The organism is Bacillus sp. GbtcB14 (assembly GCF_019091205.1).
GTDB lineage: Bacteria > Bacillota > Bacilli > Bacillales > Bacillaceae_G > Bacillus_A > Bacillus_A cereus_AG.
In genome coordinates this window covers 553,047-571,722 of sequence record NZ_JAGXJT010000004.1, presented here as the reverse complement: position 1 = coordinate 571,722, position 18,676 = coordinate 553,047, and the positions used below count along the sequence as shown (strand labels likewise).

Below are 18,676 nucleotides of genomic sequence, written 5' to 3'. Positions count from 1 at the left end.
TATGAAGAAAGTCGGTTTTTTTCAATCTATTCATTTAAAATTTGTACTCATATATATGCTATTAATATTAATAGCTATGCAAGTTATTGGGGTATATTTCGTAAGGGAGTTAGAAAAGAGTCTTGTACAGGGCTTTAGGGATTCTTTAACGCAGCAAACGAACTTATTAGCGTATAACTTGAAACAAGAGTTTAAAAAAAGTCATACAAAAGCAGAAACAGAATCAACAGATGAAACGATTAAGAATTCAATTCGAAAATTTGCCTCTGATCGAAAGAAAGATATCCAAGAGGTAAGAGTATTTGATTCGAATAGAAAGTTACTTGCTATTTCAGATGAGTCAAAGCAAAACAAGGTAAATAGAACATCAACTGATATAGCTGTTCAGCGGGTATTGGTACAGAAAAAGCCAGAAGTGAAAATTGAGAAGGATGGTCGTACAGGCCATCGTGTACAAGTTATGCTTACGCCTATTATAGATGATAACGGCAAAGATGCACTTGGTGTTATTTACATTGTTGCATCTATGGAAGATGTCTATAAACAGATGAAGGATATTAATCAAATTTTTGCGACTGGAACTGTTATTGCATTACTCGTAACAGCTGTACTTGGAATTTTGTTAGCTCAAACGATTACGAGACCAATATCAGATATGCGAAGACAAGCGATTGAAATGGCAAAAGGGAATTATTCAAGAAAAGTAAAAGTGCATAGCCATGATGAAATTGGACAATTAGCATTATCTTTCAATAATTTATCAAAAAAATTACAACAAGCTCGTTCTTCAACGGAAAGTGAAAGACGTAAATTATCATCCGTTTTATCACATATGACAGATGGAGTAATTGCTACTGACCGAAAAGGGGACATTATTTTATTAAATGATCCTGCGGAAAAGATGCTAAATGTTTCGCGTGAAACGGCGCTCGATCAATCTGTTTTAGAAGTATTAGGGATACAAGAAGAGTTTACGCTCGATCATTTATACGAAGAGCCTGATTCTGTTTTGTTAGATTTTAGTACGAGAAATGAACCATATATTTTACGTGCTAGTTTCTCTGTTATTCAAAAAGAGACAGGGAAAGCAAATGGTTTAATAGCCGTATTATATGACGTAACTGAGCAGGAGCGTATAGAAAGGGAACGCCGTGAGTTTGTAGCAAACGTTTCCCATGAATTAAGAACGCCATTAACAACTATGCGCAGTTACTTAGAGGCACTTACAGATGGCGCGTGGCAAGATCCGAATATTGCACCGCAATTTTTAACAGTTACACAAGAAGAAACCGAAAGAATGATTAGACTTGTAAATGCGTTATTGCAACTTTCTAAACTCGATAGTACAGAGCATCGTTTAATGAAAGAATGGGTCGACTTTACTGACTTCTTTAATAACATTATTGATCGTTTTGAAATGTCTAAAGAGCAAAACGTAAGTTTTAAACGATCTTTCTCTAAGAAATCCCGATTTATTGATATGGATACGGATAAAATTACGCAAGTTTTGTATAACATTATTTCGAATGCATTAAAGTATTCACCAGAAGGTGGAACAGTAACATATCGCTTACGTGATCGCGGGGAATTATTAGAGATTAGTGTAAGTGACCAAGGAATGGGTATTCCAAAAGAAAACGTCGATAAAATCTTTGAACGTTTTTATCGCGTAGATAAAGCACGTTCAAGACAAATGGGTGGTACAGGACTTGGATTAGCAATTGCGAAAGAAATGATTGAGGCACATGGCGGCTCGATTTGGGCAAAGAGTGAGGAAGGAAAAGGGACAACTATTTACTTCACATTGCCAATGGCAGCGGATGAAGAGGACGATTGGGAATGAGTATGGAAAATGTTAAAACGATAGTTTTAATTAATTTAGTTGTAATTAGTCTATTTCTTACTTTTAACTTATGGACGTATGTGCCAGATTCCACGTCCATGCAAAACGCAAAATTTGTGCAGGGGAATGAAGGAACTACTCAAACTAAAATCGCTGATGTTGTCCGCCCTACTTCTATCATCGTGCATAAAGATAAAAATCATTACGGGAGCAAAAGAGAGGGAGATATAGAATCAATCTATAAACCTTTGGAAGCAGGGGAATTATATGATTTCAAAGAGATATCGATTGCTAAAGCTGATTTCCTTTCTTATGTGCATGGTGAAGGGAAAATTGAACTTATTTTTCCTACCAACATCCCATTTGATGCAGTTAAATCTATGTTTAATATGAAAGCAAAAAGTATAGATAAACCTAAACATTTTAATCGGATTATTCTTGATCCGTCTAGAAGTAGAGATCAAGAAATTAAAATTAATTTTGTTTCTGATGGTGATAACTCTAGAATATATGAAGCAAAATTAAGTGGTGTGTATTTAAAAGATATTGTAAATGCACAAAATCAATTTATAGTATCGGCAAAACCTTATTTTGACTATCAAATTAATGATATGAAAAAGCTATTTTTACCAGATGGAACGACAGAATTAAGTAATATAACATATATTTCATCTAATTTAGCGGTGGATACATTTAAGAATGCCCTTTTTAGTGACCCACGCTATTTAAGCCCTATTACTGAGAAATCAAAAGAAACATTTACAGATGGTATTAGGTCCATGGAGATTGAAAACGACCAGCATATGTTAAAGTATAAAAATTCTTCTGTTTCAAGTGAGAAAACGACAGATAATTTAATGCTTTTACAAAAAAGCTTTGATTTTGTAAATGGTCACAGTGGGAGTTTGGATTCATATCGTTTGGACTATATGAATAAAGGACAGACGGTATTCCGTTTACATGAAGATGGATACTCCGTATTCAATACAGATGGATTAGCTGAACTGAGACAAGTATGGGGATCAGAAGAAGTAATGGAATATGAAAGACCGTTGTTGTCTTTAAATACGAAAGGCATAGAACAGAAGGTTACTCTTCCGTCAGGTCACGTTGTAATAGCATCCTTAGAAAATAATGCCGCGGTAGATAAACGATTCATTAAAGACGTTGGTATTGGATACAAATTATCACTAGATGGGCAGGTAGCTCGACTAGAGCCAATTTGGTATGTAAAGTTTGTTGAAGATGAAGCTGGCAAACAAAAAATATATGAGTGGAGTGAGGGAGGACTAAATGGATTGGGATCGGATTAAAACCATATTTATTGTGACCTTTTTTGTTTTGGACCTCTTTCTCATTTTTCAATTCATTCAAAAGCAAGATAGTAATCAATTGGAGCTTATTGCAGAAACAAAGATAGATCAAGAATTAAAAGCAAACAAAATTACTATGGGTAATTTCCCTAAAGAACCGAAAAAAGAGTCATTTATTAGAGCGGAAAACAAGGCATTTAAAGAAGAAGATGTACAGTCTTTAAAGAATCAAACGGCGCATATACAAAATATGTACAAGATAGAAAGTAAGCTAAAAGAGCCCTTTTTAAATACAAAATCATTATCTAAAGATAAGTATAGTGATTTTTTGAAGAACTATGTATTGGATGGACAAAAGTATGAGTATGGGGCGATGAAAGACTCCAAAATTTACTTCTTCCAAAAATATAAAGATAAGCCTATTTTCTATAACGATCAGGCAATGATTGTTGTGGACTTAAATGAAAAAAATGAACTTGTGTCGTACACGCAGACGATGCTAACTGATTTAAAAGAAATGGGCGAAAGTGAAAAAACGAAACAGCAAGAAATTATTACTGCCCAAACGGCTTTAGAAAATCTGTATTTAAAAAATAAAGTTCATGGGAATACACATGTAAAAGAAGCACAAATTGGTTATGCGACCCTTACCGCATCTACTTCTAATAATCAAGTGCTCGCTCCAACATGGAATTTAAAAACGGAGCAGAAGCAGGACTTCTTTGTAAATGCAATTGAAGGACAAGTTATGGAATTAGGGGAAAGGGAAAATCAAGTGGTTGATGAACATACTGGAGTGAGAAAGAATGGGTTTGCACTTTAGCGTACTTGCAAGTGGAAGTACAGGGAATATGCTATATGTAGGAACAGATGAAAAAAAATTACTTGTCGATGCAGGTTTAAGTGGTAAAGCAACAGAGGCTTTATTTAAACAGGCAGAACTAAATATAAATGATGTATCGGGTATTCTTGTAACACATGAACATAGTGATCATATTAAAGGTTTAGGTGTATTGGCACGTAAATATGATTTACCTGTTTATGCAAATGAGAAAACATGGAATGCAATGGAACATTTAATAGGAAATATCCCAACTGAGCAAAAGTTTATTTTCTCAGTTGGGGATGTGAAAACATTCGGTGATATTGAGGTTGAATCATTTGGGGTTTCTCATGATGCGGCAGAGCCGATGTTCTATGCTTTTCATAACAATAATAGAAAGTTAGCCCTTATTACAGATACGGGATACGTGAGTGACCGTATGAAAGGTGTGATTAAGGGGGCTAATGCTTTCGTGTTTGAAAGTAATCATGACGTGGAAATGCTTCGTATGGGACGTTATCCGTGGAGTATTAAGCGACGTATTTTAAGTGATGTGGGGCACGTTTGTAATGAAGACGCTGCATTAGCGATGGCAGATGTAATTACAGATGAGACAAAACATATTTATTTAGCCCATTTAAGTTTAGATAATAACATGAAGGAACTAGCGCGTATGTCAGTATCACAAGTGTTAGAGGAAAAAGGGTTCGGAGTAGGAGAAGCCTTTGAAATCCATGATACCGATCCAAAAATGCCTACAAAAATTCAATACGTATAATTCTTCATTTTAGTAAACAATAAAGGTGAATATAGTTGTTTTCAGGAAGATGGGTGAACAAATATGTCCTTTATTGATGAAGAAAATTATCGTATGAAACGTGCAGGGAAAAAGAAGCATAAAGGTATTGTTATTTCTAGCATAGCAGGAACAATTGTAGGAGCTTCGTTATTTGCATTTGGAGCCCCTTTATTTGCAAATGATGGGGGCGCGCTTCCGCAAGCTGAAGCAAGTGGAAGTAATATGGCCGAAGCTCAAGGAATTAAACAGATTAGCTTTGTTGATGCTGTTGATCGTGCATCTGAAGCTGTTGTTGGTGTTATTAATATTCAACGAGATAATTTTTCAGAGGCAGATTCAGAAGCTGGTACAGGATCGGGTGTAATTTATAAAAAAGCAGATGGCCAAGCTTATATTGTAACGAATAATCATGTTGTTGCTGGAGCAAATCGTATTGAAGTAAGTTTAAGTGATGGTAAGAAGGTTCCGGGAAAAGTATTAGGAACCGATGTAGTCACAGATTTGGCTGTACTAGAAATAGATGCAAAGCATGTGAAAAAAATAATTGAGATTGGCGATTCTAATACTGTTCGTAGAGGAGAACCGGTCATTGCGATTGGAAACCCACTCGGGCTGCAATTTTCTGGAACCGTCACACAAGGCATTATTTCGGCTAAGGAACGTATTGTTCCTGTAGATTTGGATCAAGATGGACATTACGATTGGCAAGTAGAAGTATTGCAAACAGACGCAGCAATTAATCCAGGTAATAGTGGTGGTGCGCTTGTAAATGCGGCAGGTCAATTAATTGGCATTAACTCAATGAAAATTGCAGCAAAAGAAGTAGAAGGAATTGGGCTAGCTATTCCAGTTACTAGGGCTGTTCCAATTATGAATGAATTAGAGAAGTACGGAAAAGTAAGGAGACCGTATATTGGAATTGAACTTAGATCGTTAAATGAGATTCCAAATTACCATTGGGCAAAAACATTGCATCTACCAGGCAATGTAACAGAGGGAGTTTGCATTTTAGATGTGAAAAGTCCTTCGCCAGGTGTAGATGCTGGTTTACGAGAACACGATGTGATTGTAGCAGTAGATGGAAAACCGGTTCGCGATATTATCGGATTCCGTACGGCCTTATATGATAAAAAAATTAATGATAAAATGACTCTTACGTTTTATCGTGGTACAAAACGAGCAACAACAACGGTTAAACTAGGCATTCAAAAGTATTAAAAACAGGAGGGCCTACCTCCTGTTTTCTATTGTAGAAAAGTGAGGTGAAGAATATGGATTTACCTTGTTGTTTAGAGCATGTTGAGTTAGCTTTAGATATTATTGTGGATGAGTGTGAAGTCGCGCCGGTTATCAACAATGTGGATAACTCAAAAAAAGAGAAAAAAACATGTGAATTTTGTCAAAACGAGGCGACATATGTTGTATCGAACACAGATTCTCACACAATATGTGGGTAACATTTGTGGATATGTGGATAAGTCCTGTGGATAACGTGTTTGTAAGGTGGGGAATAAATGTGAATATCTCGATTATTTCAATTGGGAAATTAAAAGAAAAGTACTTAAAACAAGGTATAGCAGAATATTTAAAACGATTATCTGCATACGCAAAAGTAGAAGTAATTGAATTGCCGGATGAAAAGGCACCAGAAAATTTAAGTGAAGCAGAAATGTTAATTGTAAAAGAAAAAGAAGGTATACGTATACTGGATAAAATTTCTGACGATACGCATGTCATTGCGTTAGCAATAGAAGGAAAGCAAAAATCATCAGAAGAATTTGCAGTAAGCTTAGATCGTCTCGCTACATATGGAAAGAGTAAAGTTGCATTTGTAATTGGAGGATCACTTGGACTAAGTTCAGAAGTAATGAAGCGCTCAAATGAATCTCTTTCTTTTTCAAAGATGACATTACCACACCAATTAATGCGATTAGTATTGCTTGAGCAAGTGTATAGGGCATTTCGTATTAATCGTGGTGAACCGTATCATAAATAGTAATAGTACATTCAAACGGCTACAGATGTGGCCGTTTTCTATATTTCATAATATGTAATAGGGGAACTGTATGAAGCCAAAACAACTACTAAGTTTACATATAGAAAAATTTTTAGTGGATGAACTAGAAAGATTGGGCTTTCGTTATGCTAAGAGTGTACCTAAATTTTCTCGTAAACAAGGTGACTTTGAACTAAACTTTAGCTTTTCGCTCAGTACATGGAACTCTGAAAATTATTGTGAGTTTTGGACTATGTGGGATGTTACGTCAAAAAAGTATGCAAAATGGTATAAAGACCAATGGGGAGATAGACCAGTCAATGATGCAATAGCTGGAGATGCAGAGTGGAATATTCCAGAATGGAAAGGGAAGGCCCAGTACTGGAAGCTCACGAATTCAGAATGTGATAAAACGGAATTTAGTGTGTTTGTAGGGAATGTAATGAATATTGGGATTCCCTATTATTCGCAAATTGATGATTGGAATACTGCGGCAGAGTATGCTACAAGAAGTCCGATTATTTTTTATGAAAAAGTATGTGATTTTTATATGATGTCAGGGCAAGAAGAGAAAGCGAAAGAAATCCTTGAGAGAGGTATTCAAGAGATTAAAGATAGAAAACATGATGGTTATATGCAACTTCTGGAAATTAAAAAGAGGTTAAAGAAGTATTTTATGTAGTAAACTTTTATTTCCTGAAATAAGTATGTTTCTATTTCTAAAAAAGTGTGATGTAATATGAAGAGGAAAAAAGTATAAGTAGTCATAGAAGTGAGGAATTAAAGGTGAAGAAGTTTAAAAAGTTTTACTTGGAGATTACGAGTGTATGTAATCTTGCGTGCAGCTTTTGTCCGCCGACGGAAAGGCAGAAGCAATTCATTTCTGTGGAGGATTTTGCGAAAAGATTAGACCAAATTAAACCTCACACAGACTACATTTATTTGCACGTGAAGGGTGAGCCATTGCTCCATCCAAAAATAGATCAATTGTTAGATTTAAGCCATGAAAAAGGGTTTAAAGTTAATATTACAACGAACGGAACGTTAATTAATAAGAGAAGGCATAGACTGTTAAATAAACCTGCGTTAAGACAAATGAATTTTTCACTGCACAGTTTTGATGGGCATCCAGGTTCGCAAGATAAAGAGGGTTATGTAAGAAGTATACTTTCCTTTATTAGAGAGGCGACAAGTCAATCGGATTTAATTGTTTCACTACGGTTATGGAATTTAACTCAAGATAATAAAACGAATGCTGAAATCCAGAAAAATAGAGATTTATTATCTATCATTGAAAATGAGTTTGGTCTATCTTATCAAATCGAAGAGAAGCTTACACCAGGAAAAGGTATAAAAATTGCGGAACGTGTCTTTATTAATCAAGACTATGAATTCCAGTGGCCGGCATTACATGAAGAAGAGGATGATGGAAAAGGATTCTGTCATGGTCTTCGAAATCAAGCAGGTATTTTAGCGAACGGAACGGTTATTCCTTGTTGTTTAGATGGTGAGGGGATTATTAACCTTGGGAATATTAATAATGACTCATTTTCTAATATTATAGAAGGTGAAAGAGCAACAAATATTGTCGATGGATTTTCGAAAAGAGTTGCAGTCGAAGAGCTATGCAGGAAATGTGGATACCGTAAAAGATTTGGAAAATAAATATGAAACAAGCCCTCATAAAGCGAGGGCTTATTTTTTATTCTTGATAAGAGCGTTCTAATTCATCAATTAAGGAACCAACGTAAGAAACAGCTTTACGGATTGCATCTGGTTTTGACATATCTACTCCGGCATGTTTCATTAATTCAAGTGGTTTCATTGTACCACCAGCGCGAAGTACATCTAACCAGCGATTAACGGCAGGTTGCCCTTCCTCTTTAATCATTTGAGCTACCGCAGTAGATGCAGTGAGGCCTGCGGAATAGGTGTAAGAATATAAGCCCATATAGTAATGAGGTTGACGCATCCAAGTTAAGCCAGCGCCTTCGTCAATTTCTACAGAATTTCCCCAGAATGTAGAAAGTACATTTGTTTTTATTTCAGTTAAAGTTGTAGCTGTAAGTGCTCCGCCTTCTTCTGCCAGCGTGTATACTCTTCTTTGATATTCTCCCTCAAGTAAGTGAGTAACGAAGTTATGATAATATGTGCCGAGTAGTTGCAGAATTACCCATCTACGCATTCTCTTATCGTCAGTTGTCGCTAATAAATGCTGGGCTAATAGTAATTCGTTCATCGTAGATGGTGCTTCAACGAAGTACATAGATGGACGTACATTCATAATACGCTGGTTTTTATTTGCTAAATAAAAATGACCAGCATGCCCAAATTCATGGGCTAATGTGAAGCATCCACGCATCGTATTTTGCCATGTAATTAAAATGTATGGATGGGAACCATATGGACTTGAACAAAATGCCCCTGTTGATTTCCCTACATTATCTGCAAGATCGACCCATCTCTCTTTAAATCCTTTTTCGATAATGGAACCATATTCATCGCCCAATACTTGTAAAGAGTCTTGAATGAGTTTTCCAGCCTCTTCGTATGTGATGGTTGGATTAAATTCAGGATCTAAAGGCGCATGTAAGTCGCAGAACAGCATTTGATCGAGTCCTAATACTTTCTTTTTTAAATCTGCAAAACGGCGCATATGAGGCGCTAATTCTTTATAAATAATATCAAGTTGATTGTTATACATTTCAAGTGGAACTTTTTGAGGTTCTAAAAGCATATGAGTAACAGATTCAAATTTGCGTAAACGAGAGAGTGTTACTTGTTTTTTTACTTCAGTCGCATATGTTGTTGCCACTGTATTTTTATATCGTTTCAAGGTGGAGACAAATGATGAGTATGCTTGTCTACGTATGTCTGCGCTTGGAGAGAACTCATATTTGCTTTCAAATAATGCAAATGATACAGGGAGTTCGTTTCCTTGTTCATCTTGTATGGAGGTAAAATCCATATCGGCTAATTTAGTCATACCGTAAATTTTGTATGGAGAATTATGTACTTCGCCAAGTGCAGCAAGGGCTTCTTCTGTTTCAGGAGAGAGCGTGTGCTGCCTTTTTTTGAGTATGTCTAGTAATGATTTACGGAAAGGTTCGAGTTTTGTTTCTTCTTGTAAATACTTTTCAATTGTTCCTTCATCGAATGAGAGGATTTCATTATGGATAAAGGATAGTGCAGTATGTACTTTCGTCCATAAAGCAGAAATTTTGGAAGAGTTCGCTTGAATAACTGGATTTGTACGATCAGTTGATTCTTTTAAATTTGCATAGGAGTATAGTTTTGTTAACTTCATTAAAAGCTCTTCTTCTAAAAGTAGGCAATGTAATAAGGTAGTGGGGCTAGTATGTAATTGTCCTTTAAACGCATCAAGTTTTTTTATATCGTCTGTTAATACACGTAATGCAGTTTCCCAATCTTTATCAGATTCGAATAAATCAGAGAGGTCCCATGTTAGTTCAGTAGGGACTTCTGCGCGAATATGGCGTTTCTCAATTACATTTTTCATTTGTTATATCCCCCTCATTATAAGTATCTAAAAACATGATACTAGAAAATTCAGTAAAATAAAAATATTTTACATTTCTATATATGAAAAAGAAGGACAAGCATAAAAATGCTTGTCCTTCGAGTTAAATTTAAAAATTAATATACTTTATCACCGTTGAAAATAGAGTTTTTCACGACTACATAATCTACAGTACGAATTGAATCTAATTTTGTTCCACCAGCATAAGAGATAGAAGATTGAAGATCTTGTTCCATTTCGATTAAAGTATCTTCTAAAGAACCTTTATGCTCAACGAACATTTTCTTACCTTCAACGTTTTTCTTCTCGCCTTTTTGGAATTCAGAAGCTGAACCGAAGTACTCTTTATAAAGTTTGCCGTCTTTTTCGATTGTTTCCCCTGGAGACTCTTCATGACCAGCGAATAGAGAACCGACCATAACCATAGTCGCCCCAAATCGAATAGATTTAGCTACGTCGCCGTGTGTACGAATACCACCGTCAGCGATAATTGGCTTACTTGCAGCTTTTGCGCACCAGCGAAGTGCAGCTAGTTGCCAGCCACCAGTACCAAAGCCTGTTTTAATTTTAGTAATACAAACTTTACCAGGTCCAATACCAACTTTTGTTGCGTCAGCACCAGCGTTTTCTAATTCTCTTACCGCTTCTGGAGTTCCAACGTTTCCAGCAATAACGAAGCTTTCTGGTAAATGCTTTTTAATATGTTGAATCATGTTGATTACAGCATTAGAATGGCCGTGTGCAATATCAATCGTGATGTATTCAGGTGTAAGCTGCTCAGCAGCTAATTGTTGTACGAATTCATACTCGTCCTCTTTTACACCAACGCTAATAGAAGCGATTAATCCACGTGATTGCATATCTCTAATGAATGAGATACGTTTCTCTGGTTGGAAACGATGCATGATATAGAAGTAATTGTTTTCAGCTAAATAAGTTGCGATTCTTTCATCGATAATCGTTTGCATATTTGCAGGTACGACAGGTAATTTAAATTTATGTTTACCTAAAGTGACAGTTGTATCACATTCAGAGCGGCTGTTTACAATACATTTTGCAGGAATTAATTGAATATCTTCATAGTCGAATACGTTTTCCATCATTTACACCCCTAAAATACGAATATTTTATTCAGTTTGTTTAAAAATGTTCGTCCAAAAGATAATTTACATTATTTTCACCCATAAGTCAAAGGTTTTCATGTTTATATTTTAAAATTAAAATTTAGCCGCCTATGTTGTAAGTTCATATAACTAAAATGTGTTTAAACATAGCATTATTTGATGTAAAATTATGTTTGGAAAAGAAAAGTTAAATAGGTAAATTTAGGAGGGCTGTTAATGAAGCGCTTAGTATATATGGATTGGTTGCGTGTATTAGCAACAATCGCAGTGGTTACAATTCACGTTTCTGCTGGTTATGTTTCTATGTTAGATGCAAATAACGTATCACGCTGGATGGCTGGTAACTTATTTGAATCGATTTCACGTGCGAGTGTCCCGATTTTTGTGATGATTAGTGGAGCTTTATTGTTAAAAGGAACGAAAGATATTTCAGTCGGGGAATTTTTACAGAAGCGTGCAAGTAAAGTGATTATACCTTTTGTAGCTTGGAGCGCTATATTTTATACATATGGAGCATATGCAGGATATTTCCCGGCATCTTTAAAGCAAGGGATAAAGCACTTTTTAACGGATACTATTGGTGGACATTTATGGTTCTTATACATGATTGTAGGGATATATTTAATTACACCTTTACTGAAAATATTTGTGAAGAACGCTAAAAAAAGAGAGATAGAGTACTTTTTAATTTTATGGCTATATGCGTCTGTTGTAGTCAATTTAGTGAAATATTATTATCCTATCAACTTTAACATTGAATTATTTTACGTTACAAATTATGTAGGGTATTTCTTACTTGGTTATTATTTATCTAATTACGATATTTCAAAAAAATGGAGAAATATTTCGTACGTTGGAGGACTTGTAGGATTTATTAGTACATTCTTTATTACATATTACTATACAGTAAAAGCAAATGGACAGTTAGAGCAGTTTTGGTACGGATATTTTGCACCAGGTGTTGTACTGATGGCAATTGGATTATTTGTATTTTTCAAATATGCTTTCCAAAAGTCAGAACGAGAATTACCATTGTTATTCCGTTTTATAAATCAAGCAAGCCTTGGAATCTATATTCTTCACTTCTTCTTGTTAAATAACTTGTTGTACATGGTTTTCCCTAAGGTAAATGAGCGTGTACATGCAATATTGGCAATACCTATTAATGTAACGATTACAATTGTTCTTAGTCTGATAATCACGTTAGTATTGCAAAGAATACCAGTTGTGAAAAAATTAGTTCCGTAAAAAATGAATATAGTATAGAAGGGGCAGACTTATTATTAAGGCTGCCCTTTCCTATTTTAAAGTTATACTTAGATAAATTTAGATTGAACCGAATTGAAAACAGTGGATTAATATAGTATCTTACTATAGTCTAAAGTGAGGTATGAAGAACATAATAGGTTAAATATAAAAATCAAATGAGGTTAATATATGAGTAAAAAAAGCTTTAGTAATTATGCATTAAGTAAAGAAGTAAGACGAGCACTTACTGGTTTAGGATATGAGCATCCAACAGAAGTGCAAGGAGAGGTTATTCCAGTTGCATTGCAAAAGAAGGATCTTGTTGTAAAGTCGCAAACGGGAAGTGGAAAAACGGCTTCGTTCGGAATACCACTTTGTGAAATGGTAGAGTGGGAAGAGAATAAACCACAAGCATTAGTTTTAACACCAACGAGGGAACTTGCTGTTCAAGTGAAAGAAGATATTACGAATATAGGACGATTCAAAAGAATTAAAGCTGCTGCAATTTATGGTAAATCTCCATTTGCACGTCAAAAATTAGAGTTAAAGCAAAAGACGCATATTGTAGTGGGGACCCCAGGACGTGTGTTGGATCATATTGAAAAAGGGACCCTTTCTTTAGAGCGATTGAAATATTTAGTGATTGATGAAGCAGATGAAATGCTAAATATGGGCTTTATTGATCAAGTAGAGGCAATTATTGATGAATTACCTACAAAAAGAATGACAATGCTATTTTCAGCAACCCTACCGAAAGACGTTGAAAAGTTATCTCGTACATATATGAATGCACCAACTCATATTGAAATTAAAGCAGCTGGGATTACAACAGATAAAATCGAACATACCCTTTTTGAAGTTAGGGAAGAAGAGAAGCTTTCACTTCTTAAGGATGTAACTATGATTGAAAATCCAGACAGTTGTATTATTTTTTGTCGTACACAAGAAAACGTAGACCATGTATATAGACAGCTAAAACGAGTTAATTATCCTTGTGACAAAATACACGGTGGTATGGTACAGGAAGATCGTTTTGAAGTTATGGATGATTTTAGAAAAGGAAAGTTCCGTTATTTAGTAGCAACTGATGTAGCTGCGAGAGGAATTGATATTGATAATATTACACATGTTATTAATTACGACATTCCATTAGAAAAAGAAAGCTATGTGCACCGTACTGGAAGAACAGGAAGAGCTGGTAATAATGGAAAAGCTATTACATTTATAACGCCTTATGAAAATAGATTTTTAGAAGAGATTGAGGAATATATCGGATTTGAAATTCCAAAGGAACTGGCACCTTCAAAAGAAGAAGTTATAAAAGGGAAAGCAGTATTTGAAGAAAAGATATATGCTAAACCAATTATAAAGAAAGATAAAAATGCAGACCTAAACAAAGGCATTATGAAATTGTACTTTAATGGCGGAAAGAAAAAGAAAATTAGGGCGGTAGATTTTGTTGGTACAATTGCTAAAATTCAAGGTGTTTCTGCTGATGATATAGGTATTATTACAATACAAGATAATGTTTCGTATGTTGAAATATTAAACGGAAAAGGGCCACTTGTTTTAAAGGTTATGAGAAATACAACGATAAAAGGTAAACAATTAAAAGTTCATGAAGCAATTAAATAAATGAAAATATCCACTCTAAAGGTGGATATTTTTTTGAGGATTACTTATAGAGCGGACAATTTGAATGGACTTTAACTAATACGTGATTGACGATTGTTTTTTTGTATGTTAGTATTTTTATTTAATTTTTTCTACCATTGAATGGGGAAATTGTTAATTCATTTAGGGGTATATTTCTATATAAGTAAATCAATTTTAATTGTTGTAAGCTATAAAAAGTAAGGACGGTGTTTTATTAAATGAATTTTACTCAAGATAGGTGGAGTTTAAAATGGCTTCATTTTTATTTGATTGTAGTAGTTGTTGCATCTTTGTTATTACGTATATATTTAGCATTTCATTTAGAAGGATATGAACGAGATCAACTATTTTTCGTGGATTGGATGAATACGGTAGGTAAATATGGATTAGGTGATGTGTATGCACATGGGGATTTAGTAAACTACCCACCGTTTTTCTTAGCTCTTTTAGGTATTTATGGAGTAATATTGTCATTTTTTAATATATACGTAGATGCTGCTGGTGTTTTAATTCGAGTCCCATCCATTATATTTGAAGTAGTAGCTATAATTATTTTTGCTATAGTTTCTAAAAGGATAGACAATTCGATTATGAGAGCAGCATTAGTAACATTTTTTGCATTTAGCCCAGCGGTTATAGTGGATGGGACTATTTGGGGTCAAGTAGATATGCTACATAGTATATTGATGGTTAGTTCTATTTTATTACTAATGTCTAAGCCAACTTGGTCTGGTGCTATTTACGCTATAGCGCTACTAGCTAAATTCCAATCAATCGTAATTGCGCCTGTGTTTGCTATGTATTTCTTAAAAATCATTTGGGAAAAAAAAGAGGGCAAGCAATTAACCAAATTTGTAATGGGGTTCTGTATTCCTTTATTAATATTCGGCCTGTATTTCGCAGCGCATGGAACATTTATCACGATGTTAAAACAAGCATATTTAAATGCGGTGGGTACATTCCCAACAGTAACTGTATTTGCTATGAATATTTGGTATTACGCGATTGGTACGGATCCTAATACAGTGGATACTATTCAAATTTTACCGCATATTACATTGAAAACAGTTGGATTAATACTCTTGTCTATTGCGGCGGCATTAACTTGTTTATATGTCTTTTTCCATCGTCAGATGAATACGGCAGTTCTATTAAAAGCAGCGACTTTTATAAGTTTTGCGTTCTTTATGTTACCTACGCAAATGCATGAGAGATATGCTTTCCCAGCATTAGTATTTGTCATCTTTTTACTAATATATGAAATGAAGTGGACAGGAATAGCACTAGGATTAACGTTAACAATCTTTTTAAATATAGTAATGGTTCTGTATGCGGGATCTAATACGAATATGGGAATGTTCATTGTTATTATTAATGTTTTCATTTTCTACGCTATGTGTAAATTATTAGTAAAAGAGTATTATGATCGCTTTGAATTGCTAATAAAGAAACAGTAAAAATTATAATTTTAAGGGGAGGTACATTTTGCTAATATGCAGAATGTGCTTTTTTCTATTGAAATAGTAAAATCCCAATAGAAAAAATAAACAGGAGAGGATACTTAGAAAATATAATTTCTAAAATACTACAATCATTCGGATAGTTGAAGTTCATTCTAATAACTATAAAACGCTACCTAAAAGTAGGTAGCGTTTTATAGTTATTAGGCTTCTTCTAAATCATCGATCAATTTCTCAGCTAAGCGTCTATACATATTACTCATCGACACAAATGATGTTAGTAATAAAAATTTCTCTAAGTTCGGATCTTCTAAGGAAGAAATCTCACTTACTTCTGAAATACGGTTATTTACGTCTTGTGTGAAGCTTTCGACGTTGTTTTCGGTAAGGGAAAGATAATCTTTATATAGCGTATTTAATTCGAATGAATCATCGCTTAATAAGGATTCATTTATATTTGCTAAGGAGCTTTTTATGTCATTAATGGAAAGGGCCCCTTTTAATTGATAAATTAAGCTAATTAAAATCATATGCTCTTTTGAGTATTTTTTATTTTTGATTGGAATAAATAGTTTACCTTTTGCGTAATTGTTAATCATTGTTTTTGTTAATACTTTTTCATCATCGGTTCTTTTTGTATCTGCATAAGTATTTTCAAATAATTGGACAACCTGGTCTACATACAAGTCGACATTTGGAATATCCTCAAGCGTAATATTTTTTTCTAAATGTAATGTTTCAAGCAATTTATTTATATTTTCCACGTAGAACCCCTCACTTTTATAACTTAGTGGAGCATAATGTTTAGTGTATCTCTAAATATGGTATTACGAAACAAATGAATTGTAAATGTTGACCTCTAATAATAATGCGTATATAATTACATGTAGTTATCAAAACTACATGTAATTATATGAGGGGTGTATATATGAATGCTTATATAAGAGAACCGGTTAATGCTTTTACCCACTTGGGAGGAGCCGTATTATCATTTATTGCATTATTAGCTATGCTTGTAAAAGTTTCTATTAAGACGCCATCTTTTGCGGCAATTACAGCTGTTATTTTGTTTGGCATCGGAATGATGGTTCTGTATACAGCATCAGCTGTATATCATAGCGTTGTAGCCAGTGAACGTGTTATTTATTTCTTTCGGAAGCTTGATCACTCTATGATTTTTATATTGATTGCAGGTACATATGCACCATTTTGTTTAATTACATTACATTCCGCAAACGGTTTATTATTATTTTGTTTAGTTTATGCAACTGCCATTTGTGGTATTGTTTTTAAAATGTTTTGGTTTAGTTGCCCGAGATGGTTATCAACAGCAATTTATATTACAATGGGCTGGTTAATTGTTCTGTTCTTTGCACCGTTGGCTGCTAACCTAAGTGCAGGAGGTATCGTGCTTCTAGTGTTTGGAGGTATTCTTTATACAATTGGTGGATTTATTTATGGAACAAAGCCAAAATGGTTAGAGTTTAAACATATGGGGCATCATGAAATTTTTCACGTGTTCGTGTTATTGGGAAGCCTTGCCCACTTTTTAAGTGTATATTGCTATGTAATTTAACCATATGAAATTTCCGAGTGATTTTTATTTTTCTTGATTAATAAATAAATACATAGACACATATGTATGTTGAAGAGTTACATAACGTAAAGGTTATGTGGCTCTTTTTTATATAAAAAATAATTTAAAAATTTTTAAAATTATCAGTCTTTTTGTGGTAGGATAGATGTGTATTGAGGTTATAAAATTTTATAATTAATAATAAGTGGGGGACTCTATATATGGCGATACTTATAACGGGTGGAGCAGGATATATTGGTAGTCATACGTGTATAGAATTATTAAATAATAATTATAAAATTATAGTCGTAGATAATCTTTCAAATAGTTCAATCGAGTCTTTAAACCGAGTAAAAGAAATAACAGGAAAACAATTTGAATTTTATAAAGAAAGTGTTTTAAATCGTGAAAAAATGAATGAGATTTTTTTGGAAAATAACATTGAAGCGGTTATACACTTTGCTGGATTTAAAGCAGTAGGGGAATCGACTGCAATTCCTATTACATATTATTATAATAATATAATAAGTGCGATTATACTATGTGATGTGATGCAGAAACATCATGTTAAAAAATTTATTTTTAGTTCATCTGCAACTGTATATGGAGTTCCAAAAACATCACCAATTACAGAGGAATTTCCGCTAAGTGTGACAAATCCGTATGGGCAAACAAAATTAATGATTGAGCAAATTATGCGTGATGTAGCAAAAGCTGATGATGAATGGAGTATTGCGTTACTTCGTTATTTCAATCCATTTGGAGCACATAAAAGTGGCCGTATTGGAGAAGATCCAAATGGGATTCCGAATAATTTAATGCCATATGTAACGCAGGTGGCGGTAGGCAAGTTAAAGGAGCTAAATATATTCGGAAACGATTATCCAACAAAAGACGGGACAGGTGTCCGTGATTATATTCACGTTGTTGACCTTGCAAAAGGACATGTAAAGGCACTTAAAAAAGTACTTGAGACGAAAGGAATAGAGGCATATAATCTTGGCACAGGTAAAGGGTATAGTGTATTGGAGATGGTAAAGGCTTTTGAAAAGGTTTCGGGTAAAAAAATACCTTATAAAGTGATAGGGCGTCGTCCTGGTGATGTAGCAATCTGTTTCGCTGATGTATCTAAAGCGAAACGAGAATTAGGATGGGAAGCGGAATATGGGTTAGAAGAGATGTGTGTAGATTCTTGGAGATGGCAAGTAAATAATAAAAATGGCTATCAAATGATTTAGGGTAGTTAGTAAAGTATTCTTTTATAGGATACTTTATTTTTATTGTATGTATATAATGA

The 18,676-nt window shown here is 34.3% G+C and carries 17 protein-coding genes; 14 read left to right on the top strand and 3 right to left on the bottom strand.

From position 1 onward, the window contains the following. Nucleotide 1 precedes the first annotated feature (1 nt). The 9 genes from walK (at nt 2) to KVT31_RS15370 (ending at nt 8,439) form a co-directional block, all read left to right on the top strand. Complete coding sequence (walK, locus tag KVT31_RS15410) at nt 2-1,843, top strand: cell wall metabolism sensor histidine kinase WalK (protein ID WP_088098603.1); 1,842 nt, start codon at nt 2-4, stop codon at nt 1,841-1,843. Next, the gene (locus KVT31_RS15405) at nt 1,840-3,156 is read left to right on the top strand and encodes a YycH family regulatory protein (RefSeq protein WP_088098602.1); all 1,317 of its coding nucleotides are present in this window, start codon (nt 1,840-1,842) and stop codon (nt 3,154-3,156) included. The genes walK and KVT31_RS15405 overlap by 4 nt, the downstream gene beginning before the upstream one ends. Then, entirely contained in the window at nt 3,137-3,979 is an 843-nt protein-coding gene (locus KVT31_RS15400) for a two-component system regulatory protein YycI (RefSeq protein ID WP_088098601.1), read from the top strand. Before KVT31_RS15405 ends, KVT31_RS15400 begins: the two co-directional genes overlap by 20 nt. Beyond that, nucleotides 3,963-4,757, top strand: coding sequence for an MBL fold metallo-hydrolase (locus KVT31_RS15395; RefSeq protein WP_000522836.1), 795 nt, complete (start codon nt 3,963-3,965; stop codon nt 4,755-4,757). Before KVT31_RS15400 ends, KVT31_RS15395 begins: the two co-directional genes overlap by 17 nt. 63 nt (nt 4,758-4,820) lie before the next feature. Then, nucleotides 4,821-5,996: a S1C family serine protease gene (locus tag KVT31_RS15390; RefSeq protein WP_088098600.1), complete on the top strand. Its 1,176-nt coding sequence runs from the start codon at nt 4,821-4,823 to the stop codon at nt 5,994-5,996. A 53-nt stretch (nt 5,997-6,049) separates the two neighbouring features. Then, nucleotides 6,050-6,235: a CxxH/CxxC protein gene (locus tag KVT31_RS15385; RefSeq protein ID WP_088098616.1), complete on the top strand. Its 186-nt coding sequence runs from the start codon at nt 6,050-6,052 to the stop codon at nt 6,233-6,235. 59 nt (nt 6,236-6,294) lie between these two features. Then, the gene (gene rlmH, locus KVT31_RS15380; RefSeq protein WP_001027003.1) at nt 6,295-6,774 is read left to right on the top strand and encodes a 23S rRNA (pseudouridine(1915)-N(3))-methyltransferase RlmH; all 480 of its coding nucleotides are present in this window, start codon (nt 6,295-6,297) and stop codon (nt 6,772-6,774) included. A 70-nt stretch (nt 6,775-6,844) separates the two neighbouring features. Then, nucleotides 6,845-7,456, top strand: coding sequence for a hypothetical protein (locus tag KVT31_RS15375; protein WP_088098599.1), 612 nt, complete (start codon nt 6,845-6,847; stop codon nt 7,454-7,456). A 104-nt stretch (nt 7,457-7,560) separates the two neighbouring features. Further along, nucleotides 7,561-8,439 (top strand): radical SAM/SPASM domain-containing protein, encoded by an 879-nt coding sequence (locus KVT31_RS15370; protein WP_000713629.1) that lies wholly within the window; start codon nt 7,561-7,563, stop codon nt 8,437-8,439. A 37-nt stretch (nt 8,440-8,476) separates the two neighbouring features. On the opposite strand, the gene pepF is transcribed toward KVT31_RS15370, so the two are convergent. Both pepF and guaC read right to left on the bottom strand, forming a co-directional pair. Continuing rightward, the gene (gene pepF, locus KVT31_RS15365; RefSeq protein ID WP_088098598.1) at nt 8,477-10,294 is read right to left on the bottom strand and encodes an oligoendopeptidase F; all 1,818 of its coding nucleotides are present in this window, start codon (nt 10,292-10,294) and stop codon (nt 8,477-8,479) included. A 137-nt stretch (nt 10,295-10,431) separates the two neighbouring features. After that, complete coding sequence (gene guaC / locus KVT31_RS15360) at nt 10,432-11,415, bottom strand: GMP reductase (RefSeq protein WP_087983463.1); 984 nt, start codon at nt 11,413-11,415, stop codon at nt 10,432-10,434. Between the two features lie 240 nt (nt 11,416-11,655). Here guaC and KVT31_RS15355 point away from each other — a divergent pair, with 240 nt between their 5' ends. From KVT31_RS15355 to KVT31_RS15345, 3 genes are all read left to right on the top strand, one after another. Next, nucleotides 11,656-12,687, top strand: a complete 1,032-nt coding sequence (locus tag KVT31_RS15355; protein WP_088098597.1) for an acyltransferase — start codon at nt 11,656-11,658, stop codon at nt 12,685-12,687. Between the two features lie 189 nt (nt 12,688-12,876). After that, on the top strand, nt 12,877-14,322 hold the full coding sequence (dbpA, locus tag KVT31_RS15350; RefSeq protein WP_088098596.1) for an ATP-dependent RNA helicase DbpA: 1,446 nt from the start codon (nt 12,877-12,879) through the stop codon (nt 14,320-14,322). A gap of 239 nt (nt 14,323-14,561) precedes the next feature. Continuing rightward, nucleotides 14,562-15,800, top strand: a complete 1,239-nt coding sequence (locus KVT31_RS15345) for a hypothetical protein (RefSeq protein ID WP_088098595.1) — start codon at nt 14,562-14,564, stop codon at nt 15,798-15,800. A 206-nt stretch (nt 15,801-16,006) separates the two neighbouring features. On the opposite strand, the gene KVT31_RS15340 is transcribed toward KVT31_RS15345, so the two are convergent. Then, the gene (locus tag KVT31_RS15340) at nt 16,007-16,567 is read right to left on the bottom strand and encodes a DUF1836 domain-containing protein (RefSeq protein ID WP_088098594.1); all 561 of its coding nucleotides are present in this window, start codon (nt 16,565-16,567) and stop codon (nt 16,007-16,009) included. A gap of 164 nt (nt 16,568-16,731) precedes the next feature. On the opposite strand from KVT31_RS15340, the gene trhA reads away from it, so the two are divergent. Both trhA and galE read left to right on the top strand, forming a co-directional pair. Further along, a complete protein-coding gene (gene trhA, locus KVT31_RS15335) occupies nt 16,732-17,379 on the top strand; it encodes a PAQR family membrane homeostasis protein TrhA (protein WP_088098593.1) in 648 nt (215 codons plus the stop codon). 221 nt (nt 17,380-17,600) lie between these two features. Then, nucleotides 17,601-18,617, top strand: coding sequence for a UDP-glucose 4-epimerase GalE (galE, locus tag KVT31_RS15330; RefSeq protein WP_088098592.1), 1,017 nt, complete (start codon nt 17,601-17,603; stop codon nt 18,615-18,617). The last annotated feature ends 59 nt before the right edge of the window (nt 18,618-18,676 follow it).

Bases quoted from the DNA above. Each gene is read 5' to 3' on its own strand.
- KVT31_RS15355 (WP_088098597.1), top strand. From the start codon at position 11,656: ATGAAGCGCTTAGTATATATGGATTGGTTGCGTGTATTAGCAACAATC.
- pepF (WP_088098598.1), bottom strand. From the start codon at position 10,294: ATGAAAAATGTAATTGAGAAACGCCATATTCGCGCAGAAGTCCCTACT.
- trhA (WP_088098593.1), top strand. From the start codon at position 16,732: ATGAATGCTTATATAAGAGAACCGGTTAATGCTTTTACCCACTTGGGA.
- KVT31_RS15375 (WP_088098599.1), top strand. From the start codon at position 6,845: ATGAAGCCAAAACAACTACTAAGTTTACATATAGAAAAATTTTTAGTG.
- KVT31_RS15405 (WP_088098602.1), top strand. From the start codon at position 1,840: ATGAGTATGGAAAATGTTAAAACGATAGTTTTAATTAATTTAGTTGTA.
- dbpA (WP_088098596.1), top strand. From the start codon at position 12,877: ATGAGTAAAAAAAGCTTTAGTAATTATGCATTAAGTAAAGAAGTAAGA.
- KVT31_RS15400 (WP_088098601.1), top strand. From the start codon at position 3,137: ATGGATTGGGATCGGATTAAAACCATATTTATTGTGACCTTTTTTGTT.
- KVT31_RS15390 (WP_088098600.1), top strand. From the start codon at position 4,821: ATGTCCTTTATTGATGAAGAAAATTATCGTATGAAACGTGCAGGGAAA.
- guaC (WP_087983463.1), bottom strand. From the start codon at position 11,415: ATGGAAAACGTATTCGACTATGAAGATATTCAATTAATTCCTGCAAAA.
- KVT31_RS15395 (WP_000522836.1), top strand. From the start codon at position 3,963: ATGGGTTTGCACTTTAGCGTACTTGCAAGTGGAAGTACAGGGAATATG.
- KVT31_RS15385 (WP_088098616.1), top strand. From the start codon at position 6,050: ATGGATTTACCTTGTTGTTTAGAGCATGTTGAGTTAGCTTTAGATATT.
- KVT31_RS15345 (WP_088098595.1), top strand. From the start codon at position 14,562: ATGAATTTTACTCAAGATAGGTGGAGTTTAAAATGGCTTCATTTTTAT.
- galE (WP_088098592.1), top strand. From the start codon at position 17,601: ATGGCGATACTTATAACGGGTGGAGCAGGATATATTGGTAGTCATACG.
- walK (WP_088098603.1), top strand. From the start codon at position 2: ATGAAGAAAGTCGGTTTTTTTCAATCTATTCATTTAAAATTTGTACTC.